General features: G+C 44.3%; 18 protein-coding genes and 2 tRNA genes. 9 read left to right on the top strand and 11 right to left on the bottom strand.

Translation table 11 applies throughout. From position 1 onward, the window contains the following. The first annotated feature begins 3 nt into the window (after positions 1-3). From F0231_RS08045 to F0231_RS08005, 9 genes are all read left to right on the top strand, one after another. Positions 4-1,116, top strand: a complete 1,113-nt coding sequence (locus F0231_RS08045; RefSeq protein WP_171759209.1) for a glycosyltransferase — start codon at positions 4-6, stop codon at positions 1,114-1,116. Next, entirely contained in the window at positions 1,113-2,549 is a 1,437-nt protein-coding gene (locus F0231_RS08040) for a chain-length determining protein (protein WP_171759208.1), read from the top strand. The genes F0231_RS08045 and F0231_RS08040 overlap by 4 nt, the downstream gene beginning before the upstream one ends. A 294-nt stretch (positions 2,550-2,843) precedes the next feature. Then, positions 2,844-3,932 (top strand): glycosyltransferase, encoded by a 1,089-nt coding sequence (locus tag F0231_RS08035; RefSeq protein ID WP_171759207.1) that lies wholly within the window; start codon positions 2,844-2,846, stop codon positions 3,930-3,932. Further along, on the top strand, positions 3,929-5,116 hold the full coding sequence (locus tag F0231_RS08030; protein ID WP_171759206.1) for a glycosyltransferase family 2 protein: 1,188 nt from the start codon (positions 3,929-3,931) through the stop codon (positions 5,114-5,116). Before F0231_RS08035 ends, F0231_RS08030 begins: the two co-directional genes overlap by 4 nt. Positions 5,117-5,125: 9 nt before the next feature. After that, positions 5,126-5,764 (top strand): sugar transferase, encoded by a 639-nt coding sequence (locus tag F0231_RS08025; RefSeq protein ID WP_171759205.1) that lies wholly within the window; start codon positions 5,126-5,128, stop codon positions 5,762-5,764. A gap of 164 nt (positions 5,765-5,928) precedes the next feature. Further along, positions 5,929-6,005: transfer RNA gene (locus tag F0231_RS08020), tRNA-Val, on the top strand. 45 nt (positions 6,006-6,050) lie between these two features. Beyond that, a tRNA-Val gene (locus F0231_RS08015) sits at positions 6,051-6,127 on the top strand. 262 nt (positions 6,128-6,389) lie between these two features. Continuing rightward, complete coding sequence (locus F0231_RS08010; protein WP_171759204.1) at positions 6,390-7,964, top strand: response regulator; 1,575 nt, start codon at positions 6,390-6,392, stop codon at positions 7,962-7,964. Between the two features lie 12 nt (positions 7,965-7,976). Beyond that, positions 7,977-8,312: an Hpt domain-containing protein gene (locus F0231_RS08005; RefSeq protein WP_171759203.1), complete on the top strand. Its 336-nt coding sequence runs from the start codon at positions 7,977-7,979 to the stop codon at positions 8,310-8,312. A gap of 48 nt (positions 8,313-8,360) precedes the next feature. Here F0231_RS08005 and F0231_RS08000 read toward each other — a convergent pair whose 3' ends face one another. The 11 genes from F0231_RS08000 to F0231_RS07950 form a co-directional block, all read right to left on the bottom strand. Then, positions 8,361-9,644, bottom strand: a complete 1,284-nt coding sequence (locus F0231_RS08000) for a glycosyltransferase (RefSeq protein WP_171759202.1) — start codon at positions 9,642-9,644, stop codon at positions 8,361-8,363. Between the two features lie 86 nt (positions 9,645-9,730). After that, positions 9,731-10,522, bottom strand: coding sequence for a family 16 glycosylhydrolase (locus F0231_RS07995; RefSeq protein WP_253825756.1), 792 nt, complete (start codon positions 10,520-10,522; stop codon positions 9,731-9,733). Positions 10,523-10,597: 75 nt separating this feature from the next. Further along, positions 10,598-11,500, bottom strand: a complete 903-nt coding sequence (locus tag F0231_RS07990; RefSeq protein WP_171759201.1) for a hypothetical protein — start codon at positions 11,498-11,500, stop codon at positions 10,598-10,600. After that, positions 11,497-12,879 (bottom strand): DUF3131 domain-containing protein, encoded by a 1,383-nt coding sequence (locus F0231_RS07985; protein WP_171759200.1) that lies wholly within the window; start codon positions 12,877-12,879, stop codon positions 11,497-11,499. The genes F0231_RS07990 and F0231_RS07985 overlap by 4 nt, the downstream gene beginning before the upstream one ends. A gap of 8 nt (positions 12,880-12,887) precedes the next feature. Then, entirely contained in the window at positions 12,888-14,288 is a 1,401-nt protein-coding gene (locus F0231_RS07980) for a DUF3131 domain-containing protein (protein WP_171759199.1), read from the bottom strand. Between the two features lie 18 nt (positions 14,289-14,306). After that, the gene (locus tag F0231_RS07975) at positions 14,307-15,632 is read right to left on the bottom strand and encodes a DUF3131 domain-containing protein (RefSeq protein WP_171759198.1); all 1,326 of its coding nucleotides are present in this window, start codon (positions 15,630-15,632) and stop codon (positions 14,307-14,309) included. Further along, positions 15,622-17,481, bottom strand: a complete 1,860-nt coding sequence (locus F0231_RS07970) for a glycosyltransferase (protein ID WP_171759197.1) — start codon at positions 17,479-17,481, stop codon at positions 15,622-15,624. Before F0231_RS07970 ends, F0231_RS07975 begins: the two co-directional genes overlap by 11 nt. Before the next feature lie 50 nt (positions 17,482-17,531). After that, positions 17,532-18,026 (bottom strand): ATP-binding protein, encoded by a 495-nt coding sequence (locus F0231_RS07965; RefSeq protein ID WP_171759196.1) that lies wholly within the window; start codon positions 18,024-18,026, stop codon positions 17,532-17,534. Positions 18,027-18,045: 19 nt separating this feature from the next. Further along, positions 18,046-19,170: a sugar phosphate nucleotidyltransferase gene (locus F0231_RS07960; RefSeq protein WP_171759195.1), complete on the bottom strand. Its 1,125-nt coding sequence runs from the start codon at positions 19,168-19,170 to the stop codon at positions 18,046-18,048. 9 nt (positions 19,171-19,179) lie between these two features. Then, entirely contained in the window at positions 19,180-19,512 is a 333-nt protein-coding gene (locus F0231_RS07955; protein ID WP_171759194.1) for an STAS domain-containing protein, read from the bottom strand. Next, entirely contained in the window at positions 19,464-20,717 is a 1,254-nt protein-coding gene (locus tag F0231_RS07950) for a SpoIIE family protein phosphatase (RefSeq protein WP_171759193.1), read from the bottom strand. Before F0231_RS07950 ends, F0231_RS07955 begins: the two co-directional genes overlap by 49 nt. Between the last annotated feature and the right edge of the window lie 74 nt (positions 20,718-20,791).

The following is a 20,791-nucleotide window of genomic DNA, read 5'->3' as shown; positions in this document are numbered from 1 at the left end:
GTCATGAGAGATTTAATTGTATTTGGTGAAGATTTTGGCGGCCTGCCTTCTAGCACTCAACATATTGTCACTCGACTCGCCAAAACGCGAAAAGTGCTTTGGGTTAACTCTATCGGGCTGCGTCAACCCAAGTTCACTAAGCATGACATCCAACGTGCGCTGAACAAGTTGCTAGGCCAATCAAAGAGCGGCTTCAGTAGTGAGAATTATCACGACAATATCACCATCGTAAACTTGCGCACCATTCCCGCGCCTAAATCTACTTTCGCTCGCTATGTTGCGAAGAGTTTAATCTGCGCTCAGTTAAAGCCTGTTATCAAAAATCTCAAGCTGAATAATCCTATTTTGTGGAGTTCGCTGCCTACAACCGCCGACCTTTGCGGGCATCTTGGTGAATCGAGCGTGGTCTATTACTGTGGTGATGATTTCTCTTCGCTGGCTGGGGTTGATCATCACACGGTTGCTGAGCACGAATCACATCTGGTCGACAGAGCGGATTTAATACTCGCGGCCAGCTCTAAATTGGTGACTAAATTTCCCCAATCCAAGACTCACTATTTGCCTCACGGCGTAGATACCACATTGTTTGAACAACCAGCACCAAGAGCGCTTGATTTACCCAGTTCTAAACGACGTGTTGCCGGTTTTTATGGCAGTCTGTCACAGTGGCTTGACTATGCATTAATCGAACAAGTATGCCGTGAAAATCCGGATTGGGAATTTGTGTTTATTGGCCCTATTGAACTATCAGCCAACCCTTTACCCGAGTTATCAAATGTCCATTATTTGGGTCCAAGACCTCATAATGAACTACCAAGATACAGTCAACATTGGGATGTCAGTCTTCTACCGTTTGTATCCAATGATCAAATTAAGTCATGCAGCCCTTTGAAACTTCTTGAGTACCTTGCCGCTGGTAGTCACATCATTAGCACCCCTTTCCCTGCTTTGGCTCAGTACCAAGACTACGTTGACGTTGTCCGTGATGCAGAGCAATTCTCTCTCGCTCTTGGTCGCGTTGCGATTAACCCGAACCAAATCCATAACGCCGATGTCTCTCAAAATAGCTGGGATATTCGCTCAGAACACGTAAATAGAATGCTGGAGTCATTATGAGTGAATTAAAACTGAGGATCATCGTGATCCTAAATGCCGCATGGAGGCAGCGATACGTCATCGTGGTACCAATTTTAATCATGCCGTTCATTGGGCTTTTCGTCGGTAAATTAGCACCAACCAATTATGTCTCGCACACATCAATGCTGATTCAAGAGACGGCCAAAATGAACCCATTTTTGGAAGATATCGCGGTTTCAACCATGCTCAAAGAGCGTTTGAATGCATTGAGTACTTTGCTGAAAAGCCGTCATGTTCTTACCGCAGTGGCGAAAGAACACAGCTTAATCAACGATGATATGACGGCTGCTGAACGAGACTCTGTGATCAATCGCCTATCAAGCAGTTTGAACGTCACTCAACTGGGTAAAGACTTTCTAAAAATCACCCTAACTGCTCCATCACCTACCGGTATGGAAGATATGCTTGCCTCAATCAGCGAGCATTTTATTGAACAGCTGCTCGCTCCTGAGCGTTCATCGATCAAAGACTCATCTGAATTTTTAGCGATTCATATTGAGAAGCGCCGTTCCGATCTAGAACAAGCGGAAAATGCACTGGCTGACTTTAAAAACCGCTATGCGTCTGTCACGCCTGAAATGCAAAGCCAAGCCTTGGGCCGACTCGCTTCCCTAAAGCAAAGCTACGCGGAGAAAAAAGCTGAGCTAGCTGGGGTAGAAAGAAGCCTTGGTTCTCTAGACCAACAACTGTCCAAAACCAACCCTGTCGTCGGTAAAATAGAAGACCAAATCATTGAGATTCGGAGTGAACTGACGCTTTTAAAAGCAAAATACACAGATAGCCACAGTGCCGTTCAAGGCAAACAACGTGAGTTACGCCGCTTAGAGAACGAACGTAAACTTTTGCTAAAAACTGAACAGCCCAATATCAGTAGTGACCAACTTTGGGACATTGCAAGTAGTAGCAACTTACGGGAAGTTGGAGACATACAGCCTCTGCTTGTTACCCAACTTCACAGCTTGCAATTGGTTCGTGGCCGATACGAATCGCTAACTGAAGAGACTAAAAGCTTAGAAGAGATGATTGGAAAGCTTGAAAGTGAGGCCAACCAATTTGGTGATAATGCCAAAACGATGGGGCGACTCGCTCGCAATGTTCAAGTCAAACGACAGCTGTATGACGAGTTAATTCAACGTTATGAAATGGCTCAACTGACGGGCTCTTTGGGCGTGTTCGAGGAGAATAAACGCGTCAAGATTATCGACCTTCCCTATACGCCAAGTGGTCCTTCTAACTTACCTATTATTGTGTTTATTCTCGCCGGTCTAATTGCAGGGGTTGGATTAGGTGTTGGTGTCGCAACTCTGATTGAACTTTTCGATTCATCAATCAGACGTAAAGAAGAGATTGAAACGATCACCAATGCTCCGCTTCTGACTCAAATTCCGAAGATAAAACCCAATTGGTCATAACGAGATTCAAATTGAAAACACCAACGCATAATTTCGCAAAATAACACTAAACATCTGTATTTAAACAACTAAAATCATGGCACACATCATGCAATCCTAACTTTAATACTTTGTTTAATACCAATCGGGATAAATAGTTGACCAGAAATTGCGCAGGTAAAATCGCTTAGAGCAAGGCATAGATTGCAGCTAGCTAGTAGACCTACCTACAAAATCTATAACGAAGCTATCAGCGATTTTAACCAGCAAGAATGACCAAATATTTATTCTGATTGGTATCAGTTAGGAGCATGCATGGAAGCCTCAATCACTACAATTCATGTCGTTCAGCATTTAGCACCTGGCGGCCTTGAAGCCTTGGCCATCAATATGCTCACATTCTCTAAACCGTCCAACAGCGTTCTCATTGTGAGTTTGGAAGGAACCAAAGAGAAAGCCTTAGCGAAGTGGCCACGACTCAAAGAGATAAAATCTCAAATAATGTTTCTTGATAAACCCGATGGCTACAGCATCACAACGCTATATTCGTTGTACAAGTTGTTTCGCTGCATAAAGCCCGACGTCGTACACACCCACCATATTGGGCCCATGTTGTATGGGGCGACCGCCGCACGTATGGCTGGCGTTAAGTCTAGGATCCACACGGAACATGATGCTTGGCACCTATCAAATAACAAGCATCGCTCTTTGCAGGGCTTGGCACTAAAAATTGCACAGCCAACACTTGTCGCCGATGCAAACCTAGTGCGTGAACAACTCCACAATCACTTTAGTGAACAGCATATTAGGGTGATTAAGAACGGCATTGATTGTGAAACATTCAAGCCTGGCTCCAAGCATTTAGCAAGACAGGCGCTGTCGATCCCTTTAGACAAAACGATTATCGGTAGCGCTGGCCGCTTAGAACATGTCAAAGGCCACGACCTTCTCATCCAAGCCATAGCATTACTTCCAGACACTTATCATTTAGTTATTGCAGGTGACGGTAGCCAGCGCCAGATGCTGACGGAATTAGTCATTCAATTGGGCTTAGAAAACCGCGTTACGTTTTTAGGTTTGGTCGATGACATGCCTCGTTTCTACCAGAGCCTAGATCTGTTCTGCTTACCATCTCGTAGTGAGGGCTTTCCTCTATCGACTCTCGAAGCTCAATCTTGTGACATTGTCACGCTTTGTACCAATGTTGGAGCGAGCAAAGAGACCTTATGCCCTCATACAGGTTGGTTGGTCTCTCGTGATTGCGTAGAGACCATGGCCAAAGGTATTTGGACAGCGCTCCATGAAACAACAAGTCATTCACCTAGGGAGTTTGTCACCAAACACAATGACATTCGCCAGATGGTTCAGGCTTACCACAACCTTGCTCAGGAGAAGCTAGCATGACTGATATTTTACTGATTGTGATGTTCACAGTAAGCAGTGCTTTAGTGATCTATCACCACGTTGGCTACCCTGTATTCCTATCTTGGTACTCTCGCAATCACCCAATGGCGATGATCAAGCACAAAGTCAGAGGATATCGCCAAGCAAAAAGTGATAGAAACTGCACGTCTGTCACCATATTAGTGCCCGCATACAACGAGGCGCGTTATATCGCAGACAAGATCCGAAACCTTGCATCTTTGGATTACCCAAAAAACAAATATCGCGTCATCATCGCTTGTGATGGCTGTACAGATAAGACCGTTGAAATCGCAGAACAAACCATTCAAGAAGCCATTTGTTGTGATACCTACTTTGAAATCAGAGCCTTCAGTCAAAACCGAGGCAAGATAGCGGTCATCAATGAGCAGATGAAGACAATCTCGTCAGATATTACTGCGTTAAGCGACGTGTCTGCTCTGATTTCTATTGATGCATTGTGGATTGCTAATCGACATTTCAAGAACGCTAAGGTTGGCGTCGTTAACGGATTTTATCAGCTGTTTCATCGAGAAAATGAAGGGGAAAACAGATACTGGCAATATCAATGCAAAGTGAAGATGAATGAATCGAGTCTTGGTTCAACTCTTGGTGCGCATGGTGCGTTGTACCTGTTTCGAACTCACCTGTTTGAACAACTGGAAGAGAACACCATCAATGACGATTTTATCTTACCGATGAACATCGTTCGAAAAGGTTATCTAGCGGAGTACGAACCTCAAATGGTCGCGCTTGAGCTGGAGCCTACATCGCAAGAAAACGACTTTAGGCGCAGACTTCGTATCTCTGCGGGCAATATGCAGCAAGCCATCCGTTTATCAGACATGTTTTTGCCAAGATATCGCGGCGTTGCCTTTGCTTTTATTTCAGGTAAAGGTTTAAGGCTTCTTACTCCTTACCTTCTTATCGCGTGTTTTGTCTCATCAATTTTGTTAATGGATAACCCGCTGTTTCTAACTGCTTTGATTGCTCAGATCGCTCTCTATTCAATAGCGTTATTGAGCCATACTTTACCCGCAATTTTTAGCCACAAAATCTGCAAAGTTGTGCTTTATATCGTCGCTGGCCACTTTGCTAACTTTATTGGCGGTATGCGCTATTTACTAGGATTTGAATCAGGAAAGTGGTCACGTATCGACCAGTAAGGAGTTCACATGAGTAACGTATCAAATCACATCTCTATTTGGCTTGCGAAACGCTTGTTCGATCTTTTCGGTGCATTAATGGGACTCCTACTATTGCTACCTGTCATTCCATTTATTGCACTGGCTATTAAACTCAGCTCACCTGGCCCCGTGTTTTACAAGCAGCTTCGCGTAGGGAAATCGACGCCTGAAAAAATGGTCTTTTTTGAAATCATCAAGTTTAGAACCATGTATCAAGATGCAGAACAAAGAACCGGCGCAGTGTGGGCCACAGAAAACGATCCTCGCATCACCCCAGTTGGTCGCTTTCTGCGTAAAACGCGATTAGATGAAATACCGCAGCTGTTCAATGTCGTTATGGGTGATATGTCTCTGATTGGGCCTCGCCCAGAACGCCCTAGCTTCTACAGTAAGCTCGAAAATGCCATTCCCTACTTTGCTGACAGAACGTACGGAGTCATGCCTGGCATCACTGGACTCGCTCAAGTAAACCAAGGTTACGACACTTGCATCGATGATGTTCGACGTAAAGTCGGTTACGACCACAGCTATGCTTTATCGCTATGTTCGGTGAAATCATGGCTGTCAATGGATTTAGCGATCATCACCAAGACCATCGTGGTGATGTTTGATGGGCGTGGAAGATAGAATTTATCTTGATATAGGTACGTGATTTAACGCACGTTTTTGTAATCTTAGCGAATAAAAGAACGACAATTCGCTTAGTTATAAACCAAACGGAATCAAATCACGAAAAATGCTCTTGCACGAATGAATAAGTCTCGGTAACATCCATCTCGTTCTTAAGGAATGGGTCCGTAGCTCAGTTGGTTAGAGTACTACCTTGACATGGTAGGGGTCGGCGATTCGAGTTCGCCCGGACCCACCACTCCTTAAAGCCATACTAAAACCAAAGTATGCAGAACATAAATTTGGGTCCGTAGCTCAGTTGGTTAGAGTACTACCTTGACATGGTAGGGGTCGGCGATTCGAGTTCGCCCGGACCCACCAAATTTAGTTCCTTGTGAACAAACGCAAAGCCCAGCAGAAATGCTGGGCTTTGTTGTATTTAGCACTCCGAATCCAGAGTTCCCTACAGCTCATTCCATCCCCTTCTGCTTGTTTAACAAACGAAAAACAAGTAACAAATTTATTGCTTGTTTTAAGCCAATCATTGAAGCGCTCAACAAGTTTTAACTCTTATACTCTACCATCCTTGACGATATGCAACGCGATTACTACTTTTATGGTATCACTACAAGGGGCATATAGTTTGAATAAGTCTTTGTCTGAGCAACAGGTTTTAATTGTTGACGATTCAAGAACATCTTCGATCTTGGTCAAGCAGCAACTATCGAGTATTGGTGTACCCCATCAAAATATTATGACGGTATGCAACTGTCAGGATGCCATCAGAGAGATAGAGACTCATTGTTTCAATATCATCATCATTGATTATCACCTAGAGCAAAGTCTTACCGGCTTTGAGTTAGCGAGTATTCTTTATAGAAATAAGTTGATTGATGACACTATCGGAATTTTAATTATTTCGGGTGACGCCCGCCAAGAGACAGTTCTTACCTCACTATCAGGAAAGGTTAGGCACTTCATCTCTAAGCCTATTCAAACCAAAGCGCTTGGGCACCGAATTCAGCTCATTGGTAAAGAAACTCAAAAAATTGCCCAACTACGAACTCAATTCCCTATTGATAATGAAGAAAAGCTCCATCAAGCGTTACTTATTGTAAATGGAGAGCAAGCTTGTCTCTCTTCAGAAACGGCTTTAATGGAGCATCTGATTGAAGGTCAATATTGGAATCTCTTAGACATCGCAATAAGCGAATCACAAACACCTGAACACCCAACCAAAATCATCGGCCAAGCTCATGTTTTTAGACAGAATAACCTAATTGAGCAAGGCATTGATGCATTGCACACTTATCTAATAAAAAACCCGCTCTCTCTTAAAATCATCGATGCACTTAGCGTCTTCTATGAGGAGCAAGGTGAATTGGCCAAAGCTCTCTATTATGCCAACAAGTCTTTTGATCTCACTCCCAGTATTAGTCAGCGAGCCACCCGAGCGAGTGAGTTAGCAGAGCGACTGGGTAAACGCGATACGATTATTCGGATTGGCTATACCTATGCAAGCCACATTTCATTGGCAGACCATAACTGGATTCAATCGGTGTCCAGCTATCTACTTGCGCTGGAAAGCTGTTATAAGAACGCGCAAGATCAGAAAGTTAAGCAAGTCGTTCTTAAACACCTTGGTAATTTTGTTGCTTTGATTGGCAGGCGGTTTACACCTAAGCGAAATGTACAAATGCGCTCTATGACCGCTCTTTTTCAATGTCATATATTGATTCATGAGCACAAATTAGAAGCCGCACATCAAAAGCTTCTAAAGGGGCTTTCGCTTTTCTACGATAATCTTAGCGATTGCCCTTCTTCGCTTCTTGCTCAGTATCTTCCTGCTCTCATGTATTTTGGTGAGTCTAATCTGTGCCATTCTCTCAATGAGATCATCCAGGCTCGAGGAAAGTTTGATTCGTCACTTGAGCAAATGCACAGACTATTTTCATTTACTACCGTGAGTAAGCCACACAACACACTCGACCGCGCCGAGCAGCATCTTGGTCAATACCCGCTTTCAGTGAGCGCGAAATTAGACTATTTGTATACTATATCGATCACTTCAGACTCACATACTCCAATGTGCAGCCACCCATATTTAAACGAGTTATCAAAGCTCGATTTACCGCCTAATTGGAGTCGTTGGATTGGTGAGTCGATTAAGAATGGATTCTCTACTCGCCCACCTAACCCTTTTACTCTTTCTAACTAAAAGGACTGTTTAATGTTAGATATGGATTTACTCAACACATACTTGGATAACGACCAAGACGTTATCCAAGCAGTTTTAATGGCTTATCAGGAAGACCATTCAAACGCCCTTGAAGAGATTAAAGATTTAGTCCGCAGTAACAATACCGAAGAGTTGCATCGTTTAGTGCATACGTTGAAAGGCATATTAAGTAGCTTTGGCGAAGAAATTGCGTCAGCTTCCCTAAACAATGTCGAGGTTCAACTTTTGAATGAGCAACCTATCGACCCTGCCGATATGGATATCATTTTCAAAGAAGTGGCGCTGATAAATGACCAAGTCGAACAGATCCTAATGGGTTATCAATAAATAATAGAAGTACAAAGAAGAATGCCAGACTCTCGTCTGGCATTTTTATTAGGCTGGAAGTTTATTGTTTAACGCTTTCGCACTAACAATCCAATGTCTAACCGATTGTGGCGACATAACCGACGGATTGCCAAGCTCCCCTTCGCCAACAGACGCAAGTTCAGGAGGAAGCACATCAATCAGTAGCTCTAGATCTTTATGCGAGTTGATTTCACTATCAAAGACTTCTGCCATTTCGGTACTGTAATTCACATTACGCGCCTTGGCAGCTTTTACTAACCCATCCAACAACACATACCATGTGCTCATAGGACCTTGAACAATTGACGCTGACTCTGCGGCTGAATCAATAAATGCAAATGGCACAGTTGTAATTGGTTGATTCATTTCCATTGCTGCGAAAATCCAATCCGTATCAAATGAGAAATCAAACACCGTTGGGTTTTGCAGTATCTTTTCAAGAACAGGTTTGCCATAAAGCTTGAAAGCCGCTTGGGTATCTTTGATACCACCATCGAAGATCTGTGCGCCTATCATGCGCTGCATATGTCGCAACGTCTTTATCCCTACACCCCAACGTTCTTCTTGCTTAACTAATATAGAGTCTTCATGTTTTCTGTTGCCAAGCACGACTTGTTTGCCCTGTTCAAGGAAGGGTTCCATCAGTAAACCCAATTGACCAAGGTGAACAGAGTTGTCTGCATCGGTGTAGACCACCGCTTCTGCCCCCATATCGATAGCATGTTGACAGCCCAATATGATTGCCCCACCTTTACGAGAGTCATCTGCATGAGAGAGCTCACGCAAAGGTCCGACAGTCGTTGGCAGCGCATCAGACAATGATAATACGGTGACTTTGTTACTTACTGCCCAGTCATGGCTGTCTACGATTGATTGCGAGATAACAGCACTGCCGTGAGGGCAACCATCATCAACCGCATATAAGTGCCAATCAACCAAAGTGTTTGAGGTAATCCATTGAAGCTGTTCTATTTTTGTTCGAAGCGAGTCTTCACCATTGGGGTTGGCTTCCGATTTTGGTAACAGCCTGTTATGTTCACCCCACATAGCAAACACCACCCCAACCTTAACAGGCTTGGTGATATTGGACATCGCCCTTCTAGATTGAACCAACTTAACCGCAAGTTGAAATTCAAGTGGCCCATTAAATTGCTTTGCCACTTCTTTGAGGTGTCGCGTTGAGAGATCATCCAATCGCTCGAGTTTTTCGGCGAGTTTTGTCAGCCGAGTTTGGTGTTCAGGGTTGGTGAGATCAAAATGCGTGCTTGAATCGTTTAGCAACGATAACGCTGTAGAAAGGGACGTGTCCATACTGTATTCCTAGCCGTGATTATAATAGTCACCTTAAGAATAGTATGAACATTGTTTCATACAAGTTTTTGGCAGTATTTATCTAGTTACTTTGAACTGCAATGTTGATTTGGGGTAAAACTAAAGTTTCTATACATTGCTTTGTAACTCTGCTTCTTTTTGGTCTTAAACCGACCAGCCCAGTTTGCTATCTCAGGATCCGTCGCCCACATATTAGCCATCACTCGTAATCGAGAACTGGTCACCGTCGGAATTGGGTCATATTTGTTATCTAACACTTTCAAGACAGATTCACCATCGATAAACCATTCAATGAAATCTTCCCCCCAATAAATACCGTAACGATGGAAGTCTTCCGATGCATCAAAACCTAAAAATATCAACGTTTCATGGCTATTGGCGTAGGCGTCGTCATCAGTCCAAAAGTTAAGTTGAACCATGTTGGTATTCGAACCCAAGAATTCAATGTCGATTTCGTTATGGATTCCATTGCCATCTTCTGGTTTATCGAAAGGACCAGAGAAAAGGAAAAACGAACTCACGACTCCAGGTGCCCTAACAGGCTTCATATCGATTTCAAAACACCCGTAAGAGAAAAATTTCTGACTTCTCAGCTCTCCCGATGAAAACTTCAAACTTCTGTTTTCATCTCGTTTCCTATCAGGACTAAGCGTAATCGCCATCCCATCATCTGAAAAACTTACCGCCTCCGATTCCCAACGGTTCAAGAATGGAAAGCCATTCTCCCAACCATCCGATAGCCACCAGCGGTTTTGATCCAAGTGAGTGAGCGGATCATCAATAACCATTGCATCTACTGCAAATGTAACGAGTGCAAGCGAATAAGATGTTGCACAAAATGTTTTACGCATTGACATAAGAAAATCATTATTAAATTGATTGTATAATAAGCGTAAGCCATTAGTTCAATTATTGCGCACTAAACTTTTGTTCTAATTCTCCGTTACGGGTGCGAAGCTGCGTCTTTGGGTTGCTTGCACCGGCTTGGTGATATCAGCGTCAGCATTGCCCCTTGAGATCTGTTGCTGTGGAGCGTTTAACGTCTCTTTAGCCTTTTCTTCTTTTTCAACTTCCTCAATCAATATGGGCGCATCAATGGGTGTCGCTACCGTCGTTTCAATGCGTTGTTCAACATCACTCTCTGATACTGATTGCGCTTCATCACCTTGCTGAGTCATTTCTACTTCTGAAGGAGCCACAACAAAAGACTGTTTCTCACTAAAGTTATTGCCAATCATAAGCTTTGAGTTCGGCGAATATTGCTTAAGCTGCTGACCAGTCGTTGAGTTACTTTCTGTCGAAGGGGCTGCTAGATTGGTTTGGGCTTGGTTAATTAAGCCTGATTTAGGCGCGTTATATAGGAAAAACTGAAGCTTGGTATCCCAGATTTCAACAAACGAATAAAACTGCAATGTCGCGTCATCGACTGTAAAACCACTATCCCCTGGAACAATATTCACGCCTATGATTGAGCTAACTTGTTCATAATCTTGTCGAATTGAACGCTTAAGCTCTTCCCAAGTTGTTCCCCCCATTAGAAAATATCGGACGCTGTTAGCCCAATATTCGTAGGCTGCCGGATCGCTTTGCTTTTCCGCAGACATTGCCGCGATCGCTTCCAATAAACCGGCCGCGCGCCACATCTCCTCACGCCCAATACTTTTCTCCAAAACGAGCGCCTTATTTGCCTGAGTGTGGAATGCGCTCGAAGCTTGAGCATACCTGCCTTGGCTGAGTAACAGCGTGGGGGTTGTCATTAAGTCAACCGCTGGCTGCTCAAACGACCAAGCGAATGAACTGCTAAAGAGAATTAAGAGAAGTAGGTACTGTTTCATCGAAATGTCTCCACTAAGCATCGTCCAGGGTGATCAAATCTCGCGTTGAATTTGACATCACGATACTCTTTGCTGTTCCCTGCTTTGTATAGCTTGCCATTTTTCTTGTATAGAAGCGCTTCCAAAACGCCAGCGTTCGTTTTAAGGCTAATGGTCTTTTCATACGCACTCGTCAACTCATAACGTCCTTCATACCAGCCTCTTTGCGGATCGTAGAGCTCTTTCACCAACACCATTAAACGGTCGGTATAATCGGTCTTCCACAGAGCCCACATTTGAAACGCAATTCGAGTTGAGACCAGTGCCAATTGATCATGCGAAGATCCATCTTCAGCTAACGTTATCCACGGTGTGCCCAAACCGTAAATCGCATCGTAAACAAAATAGGGGTCACCCGATACAACGTGTTCACCTCTTGCGGTATAAATCCGTTCGTTGTCCCAACGCTTTTCTTGAACCTGATAGACAGCATCAGCCATGGCAGCGAGTGTGTCGTTGGTATGAGTCGCGTCGGAACTTGCAGTATCTCCGACTTTATCCCAGTTGAATTCTAGTCCCATCCAAAGGTATGGGGTCGAATAAATCGGTCTAAGAACATTGAAAACACGTGGGTCACGGCCATCAAAAAGCAGATCGACATCATAAACAGTCGCGACGTCATAAGGCTCAATATTCATCGCCTTTTCTGGAATGATTTGCCAATCGAGGTACCCGTAAGAGGTGTACTCCTCTATCCCTAAACGCCCCTCTTTGTACCTTACAAGCTTACCGTCATTAAGAAGCGACCCATAGAGATCACCATCTTCACTGATCAGCTCACAGAAGTTCCACCTTAAAACCGCTTTGTCTATGTATTCCGTGAATTCGGGAGAGTGACGTTTCACAATCGCGAGTACAATTAACAGTCTGCCAATATCTAACGATGACCAGCCAATATCTAAAGGTTGATTGGCATAATTCACCATTTGGCCTGATTGGGTGCTGTAGACCTTATTCGGCGCTTGGCCGTAACTCAAATCCATCTTGTTCAGGAATGAAAGTACCAGTGTTAGTCTCTCGTCATATTGCTTGTTGGAGATGAATTCAAACTCCTTCGCCGCAATCAGAGCAACAAGGTAGTCCGCTAAACCCGACATGTTGGTGGTTGGATAGTTATCTAGACTATTCACCAACCCAGTTGTCAGCTGGGTATTGTTCTCTACGTACTTCCAGGCCGTCGACGCCCAAGCGATCTCCTCTTCTGTCAGATCGCCATAACGCCCTTGCCTTACTAACTGGGATTGATTAATCGAATCTACACCATCGGTTACACTACGATAAACGACTCCACATGCAGAAATGGACATCGACAAAACAATCACGATCCATCTTTTCAGCATGCGTAGCCTTACTCAACGTTTTCAATTTTTTTTCTTGGCAGGCACTGCCCTTCATAACCAAATGGCGTTTCTAGTGCCTTTTCCCATATACTTGGTGCGACGTCATCTTTATAGGTCAGTAACTTACCTTGTTGTTTGTACAATAAGATCTCTAACGTGATGCCGTTATTGTTGGAAGTAAACGTATTGATTAAACCTGTACCATTTTCAAAGATTCCTTCATAGAAACCTTTTTCTCGGTCATAAGCCGTTGATACATAGTCGAAGAGTAAGTCTGTGTAAGGCGTATCCCATAACACCCACATTCCCATCGCACCTTTAATGGCGACAGCAGAATATTGAGGAAGAAACTCGCCCACCTCAGAAATGGTGTTCCATGCAAACCCATCGGTATAGATGGTGTCATAGACGAAATATGGAGCGCCTGCGAGCTGGTGCTCGGTTCTAGCGGTAATAATACCCGTTTGCTTGTAGCGCTCTTCTTGCACTCGATATATTTGCAGGGCGAATTCTGCTATCCAATCGTGAGAGTAGTTATAATCGTGAGGAGAACGGTCCGATACTACGTCCCACCCCATCTCGATACCATCAAGAACGTAACTTTCAGTCACAACGTAACTGTGCGCTTTGAGCTTTCGCGGGTCACGAGTATCATAAGGGACATCATAGCCAAACAGGTTGATGGTGGCGTAAGGTTCTGGCATAGCTGCTTGAGTGGTATCGAATCCCCACAGCTCAAACCCTTTGGCTGCATACTCTTCGTAACCTAAACGCCCCTCTTGAAGATATTGAACCTCTTTACCCGGCTCTAACAGCGCGCCAAACATCGTCCCGTTTTCATCGATAACGTTACAGAAATTCCAACGAAGTACAGCTGAATCAACACTATTGGCAAATTCTGGGTAGCGATGTTTAACGATGTAGAGCCATATCATCAAACGACCTAAATCCAGTGCAGAATAACCGATCTCACCAGGTTGGTTACCATAGTCCACTTTCGCCGCGGTTTGGGTATTGTACGCTTTGTTAGGTAGCTCACCTTTGAAGAGGTCGAGCTTATTTAACGTCGTTAAGAACTTAACAAGGCGTTGATCAAACTCCTCTTTCTCGATAATCCCAAGCTCATAAGCACTGACCATCCCTGCCATATACGAGGCTGCATCCCACCAGGTGACGGACGGGTAGTTATTTACTGCATTCACAAGACCCGTTGATTCTTGGTAGTTATTTTCGAAATACTTCCAAGCAATTCTCGCCATATCCATCTCTTTCTCTGTCAACTGACCATGGCGAGCTTTGGGAGCAGTCCAATGCGTTTTTCGGTCGACTATATCTTCGGAGAATTGATTATATTTATTGCCACACCCTAAAATTGAAAGCGTGATTAAACCTAAGCAAACTGAGCGCATACATCTTCCTTCTAATTATTATTTTTGTTCGCCAACCGTTAACAGCGGTCCATTTTCAATATACGCAAGCGATTCAAGCACTATCCCATTGGTATTCGCCGTAATCGCTTTATTCACCCGCCCATCGGATTCATAGCGGCCTGAATACCATCCTTTGTTATCTGATTTAAGCGTCGAAGCTTCTTCGATCAATAATTCGGTGTAGTCGGTGTCATAGAGCGCATACCAACCGAATGCAGCTTTTGTTGATAACGTTTTTAAATGAGATTGATCTTTGCCGTCATCAGAAATTGCGTTCCATTTTTTGCCATCTGAAAAGACTGTGTTGTAGACAAAATACGGCGCTTCATCGACGTTGTCTTCACTTACCGCGGTCAATGTACCAGTGTCCTGATAGCGCTCCTCTTGCGCCTGATATACTCGATGTGCAAACACTTTAGAGACACTGTCTGCGCCGAACTCAATACCATCTAAGATATAGGATTCACTGACCACGTAGTTATGCGCATGGAATTCAGCCGGATCACGCTTATCTGTTGGGATTTGAATACCATAGATATCGATCATTTCGAGATAATCGATGTATTTCATGGAGTTGAAAACATCACGCCCCATCAAAGCCAGCGATTTAGACGCGTATTCTTCATAGCCAATTCGCCCTTCTTGCACCAACTCCATGATGGCTTCATTACCTGAGGTTGGTCGAGCACCAAAGAGGTAGCCATCTTTCAACATGCTGCTGACTTTCCAGTGGTTAAGCACGTCATTCACTTGATCGTTAAACTGAGGGTATTGCCAGACCAAAATGTTCATTGGTACTAGCACTCTACCAATATCAATCGCAGACCAACCGATGCCGTTCTCTTTCGGGTTGTTGGAGTAGTCCACCATCTCTAACGTTTGAGTGTTGTACGCTTTGTTAGGTAACTTGCCATCGACTAAAGGAATTCGAGCCAATGTCGTTAGCGCTTTATCCATACGTTGATTGAACTCGTTATCAGTGATGATATTGATCTTTTCAGCGGCGAGTAAGCCCATTAGATAAGACGCCGTATCCCACATCGTGGTTGATGGGTAGCCGTCTACCGAGTTTACTAACCCTGTGTTTTCCTGATAATTGTTTTCAAAATATTGCCAAGCGGTATTTGCCCATTCAAACTCTTGCTCTGACAAAACACGCTGGGATTTATAAGGGATATCTTCAGGAACCTCGAAAGTGATGTTTCCCAAGACCCTACCTGGCTCTCTGCTTTCAATACTAAAAGCGATGATAAGCGCGGTCGCTAATCCAAGTATGAATACCACATGGTGACGTGCGTTTACTAAAGACTGCTTAAACCCCATATTTCAACTCCTCTGAATTAGTCACTTCTTCTTCCCCTTCGGCTGAGGTCGGTGGCGTCCAAAATGCGGCAGCGATCATTCCCCACATCGCCATCATGTTGTTAATTATCCAAAACGTATTTAAAACCAGTCCGCCAAAAGAGTAGCTTCCCCAACTTCCTGTAGAGTGTCCCACCCAAGCGTAGATAAGGCTGAAAAGGCTCAGTCCGAAGACCGTTGCTTGTGGAATGACTAACTTAAAGAAATTACCGGTTTGGCGCTCTTTTGGGGTGGTTGGGAAACTGATTTTTTGACCTCTGAGTACCGTCCACAACGCACGTAAGTTAACAGGGAAGAACGAGAGAAAGTTTGTTTTGCCCTTATAACCAGCCACTCCCCAAGTGCCTATCATCATGGCGAGTTCAGCAGTAATGACATAAGGCAAAAAGTGCAGGTAAAAAGTCACGTCATACGCACTAACTGGTGCGATGGAAGTCAAGAAGTAGACGATAGGACATGCTAAGAAAATAATATTCCAGATGGCTGAGAGGTTTGACCAAAAGCTCGCTCCGTACATCAGCTTTTGTTTAAGGTTCAACCCTTTACGAAAGATAGGGTTATCGTTCATGAAAATATCAATTGAACCACCCGAGTACTTAAATCTCTGAACGGTCCATGTTTGTAAATCTTGTGGTGACAGCATCTTACTTTCGACTCTCGGGTGCATCACAGAGCGCCAATTACGCTCTCGATCAGAGTGAAGTACAATCGACGTGTAGAGATCTTCCGAAACATGGAACTTGTACGGTGTGAACTCAGTATCAAATAGAATTTCATCTCTCAAATTCGCCGAGACAGCGGCATCAACCTGCTTCTCTTTCGTTAATCTGCGAATCTGTTTTTCGACTTCATCTTGCTCTTTCGTTATCTGCTCGGCATAGGCTCTTAGCGCTGCCTCCATCACGGCTTCACGACGGTGAATCGAACCAGCCCCACAACAGAACGAGGCATTCACCCAATTACGTCGACGCTGGATAACGTCATAGAACATCTGCGGGTCATTAACAAACGGATCGTCGCCAAATGTCACAGGTCCGTACACTCGTTCGACGCCTTTACCAATAAATCGCGACCAAGCGCCAAGTTTTCGTTCCATTAAATCAGGTAGTCGCTCCCCTTCAGGCACATCGAAGAACCATTGCGGAGTCTGAACCCATGCGACGGTTGGATCTCTAAAGTAACCTAAGGTGTTTTCTAGAATCGTCGGGAAAGGTCGCGTATCCGCATCACAAATAACAACAAAGTCGCCGCTCGTTCTCTCCATGGCGTTACGCAGGTTGCCCGCTTTAAATCCGATGTTACCTTCTCGGGTGATGTAACCGACGCCCATTTCATTCGCCATTGCTTCCATCTCTGGGCGTTTTCCATCATCGAGAATATAGATCTTGATATCAATTGCGTGGGGATAACGGATTTTCTGTGCGTCTTCAATGCTCAATTTGACGAGTTCTGGCTCTTCATCATAGCTAGGGAAAAAGACGTCAACGCTGATTGGCCTGTCTTCTTCGGTGTCTGACACACATTCGGAAATTTTAAACGGAGGGGCTTTCTTAGGCTCATCTTCCACTTTCCACAAGTTATAAGTAAATAGCAATGAGCCAATAAACGCACAAGACTCAGCAAAGGCCAAAGGAAGCGAGAACCAAAGCGCATCATAGTTAAGAGCGTACATCCATCGCCACCCAAGATACCAAATCCCGAGTGTAAGATTACATGTCGCAAGGTACTGGTAGAGTAATTCACGCGGTATGCTATGAGGCACCGGTTCTGGTGGGACTCGGTGCTCGAATTGTCGAAAATAGTTGTCCATCCGTAGATTTCCTAATTATTGTTATATTCCTAGCCGAAATAAGCCTTCAATTACGTTGATAGTGCTCCATCTAAAAGTTCATTGGCTTCGAGTGCTTTCGTCATCACAAAGCGATTTCGCCCTTGTTCCTGAGTCAGTACGACCTTATCCATTAGACTTGAAACGATAAGAAATCCCCGTCCTGACGTTGACCAAGTACTCTCATCGGTCGGATCCGCTTCAACAAACTCATTCGACAAAGCCGTCTCAAGCTCCGTATCGGTCATCGCCTCACCATGGTCTAACACTTCTAAAGATAAGTTAGGTTGACCACTAACACGGTCAATCTGACAACGAACGACAACTTCTTGCCCTTCTTTCTCTTTATAAGCATGGATGTATGCGTTATTCACCATTTCAACAATGCAGAGCTCAAGTTGCGTGGCTAACCCAGGAGAGACGCCTATCTTTACCCAATATTCATTCAACGCTTCTGCGGCCAACCTTGATGCATCAAGTGAGCTTTCATAGACCTGTTCGAATCTTTGCTTTTCATTTCCTGACATGCACCACGCCCTTTGAAAATTAGATTGTTTTAAGGATATCGCTCACTCTGGAGTGATTTCCGTGAGATCGTAAGTTTCGCCACTGAAGATCATTGTTTTCGATGCCATCGTGACCAATACAGTAGTTGCCAAAGATCGTCTGGTATTTAACATGACTCTCGTCGAAGACATGGATGTAGTCGAAAATAAGCGACTCTTCTACAATGCAGCCTTCATCAAGCTGGCAATTTGCTCCAATGAGCGCGGGACCTAACAGTTTCGCTCCACTCTCTACTTTGCATCCGCTGCCAATCACGACTGGAGGTCGAATGTCACAGCTTTCAAGGTCGACAACAGAGTTAATGCCAACCCAAACTCCCGCTTTTACTTGGGTGCCAGGAATTCGGTAACCAGGCACCTTTCCGTCAAGAATGTCTTTTGTCACACTCCAGATATCGGTGATATTTCCGACGTCTAACCATTGAAATTTCATCTCTACGGCGTAAAAAGGCACTTTGTGTTCAACGAGTTTTGGGAACAGCTCGCCACCAATGTCGTATTCACCTTCTGTTGGTATGTAATCAAAGATTGCAGGCTCGAAGATATAGATACCGGTGTTTATGTTGGTCGACAGTGCGTCTTCTTTCGAAGGTTTCTCTTGGAAACTGGTTACTTGTCCTTTGTTATCCGTAACCACGACACCGTATTTTTCAACTTCATCGATATGAACGTTTTTGGTAATGATGGTCGCAATACCGCCATTCTTTTTGTGTTGGCGAACTGCCTCTGATAGATCTAAATCGATCCACGCATCACCGCACACCACGACAAAAGTCTCGTCAAAGAACCCAGAAAACTGCTGTATTTTCTTCATTCCGCCCGCCGAACCCAATGCTTGGCTTCGGTACTCGCCATCAACGAGCTCCCCTTCATAAGAGTATGAGAGCTGAACATCAAAATGGTGGCCGTCTCCAAAGTAACCTTCTATTACTTCGGCTAAATGGCTGGTGTTGATAACGATCTTGTTAATATTGTGCTGCGCAAAGAGTTCTATCATCGATTCCATTACTGGTTTGCCCAATATCGGAATCATGGGTTTGGGAATAGATTGAGTAATCGGTCTTACACGTGTTCCCTTACCGGCAGCAAGTATCATCCCTTTCATAACGCCCCCTTAAACAGCAGTCGCTAAGGCTTCATCAACGCTTTCGTAAGTTTTAATCAGACGATCCATGCGCGTGAGTTTAAATAGGTCCAGTACAGGTCTTTGCGCATTGGCGACACTGATATTTTTGTCTCTCAGCAATTTATAGACGCCCATGACCGCCCCAAGGCCACTGCTATCCATGAATCTCACGTTCTGAATATCTAAAACCAGATTTGCCGACATATCAGGGATCAACGTTTCAATCTCAGAACGAAACTCTGGGGCAAGTTTTGCGTCGAATCTTTCTTCTATTATTTGAAGAACTGTGCTGTTGCCTTGTTCACTAATTTCATATCGCATTCTGCGTCTCCTTTTAGAGGGCCTTTCCATTCGGTTACCAATACACTCACGTCATCTTGAAATGACTCCGACTTTTGCCAGTTGCGAACTTGGTTCACCAGCATTTCAGTCTGTTGATTGGTTGGGTATTGGTGAAGTTGTTCGATGGCACTGCGTAGACCATCTTCTGTAAACTGCTGACCACTTTGTTCAGCTTCCGTAATCCCATCAGAGTAAAACCAAATCTTGTCATTAGGCTCTAACTGTATGATGGAAGATTGGTATTCAATGTCGTCGAACGCGCCAACGACGAAGTTGTCATGGCCGATAAGTTCAGCTTGATTATTCGCACCGTGATACCAGACCAAAGGGGGATGACCGGCGCAGCAATAAGACATAAGGCCGGTGTTAATATTGAGTACCGCGTAGATCATGGTGAAGTAAAGTATGTTTCGATCTCCACTCATATACATTTGATTGAGTTTGCTCACCACCTCTTCAGGCGCGGCGATTGTCGATCGCCCCTCCTCTTCTTTGAGGACGATTGAGGCATTCCCCTCCGTTACAGCCAAACTGGTTTGAACCGAAAACGACATCAACGCTGACGAGACTCCGTGACCTGCTACATCGAACAAGTAAAAAGCGACATGGTCTTTATCTAATTGCATGTAGCCGAGCATATCGCCCCCAATTTGGGCACTCGGAATAGAGATGTAACTCAGGTCAACACACGTAAACGAATGAGTTTTAGGAAGGATATGGCGAATCAAATCACCCGCAGAGTCTAAGTCGCGTTTTATGGTTTCGTAGGCGCGATCAAGCTGCTCATTTTTGTCGACTAATGCATTATGCAGTTGGAGCGTTCGAAATCCTGCACGAATCCTTGCTTCTAACTCGTCAACAGATGTTTTTTTATCGACGAAGTCGTCAGCACCCGCATCAATGCCGTTGATAATAGAAGCTTCATCACCTTTGGAAGAGAGTAATACGAAGAAAATATAGCGCTGATAATCTCGAGACTTGAGTGCTTGGCACAGCTCTAAACCGCTCATTCCGGGCATGATCCAATCGCTCAGAACAAACTGGATGTCCTGAGATTCCGCTAAGATTTCTAGCGCTTTTTCACCACAATCAGCGGTATGAACCTTATAGCCCCTCTTTTTGAGCACAGAGCTCATGTAGATAAGCATGGTTCTATTGTCGTCAACAAGCAGAATGTCGTTCATCCCTAACCTTAACGTTTGTCCTGACGCTGTCTCACAAATCAATCACTTGCCGATTATATTTTCGGCTTTTTGTT

It is taken from the genome of Vibrio sp. RE86, from assembly GCF_013114545.1.
Classification (GTDB): domain Bacteria; phylum Pseudomonadota; class Gammaproteobacteria; order Enterobacterales; family Vibrionaceae; genus Vibrio.
Note: the sequence above shows the minus strand (reverse complement) of the source record. Positions and strands in the feature narration are given on the sequence as shown.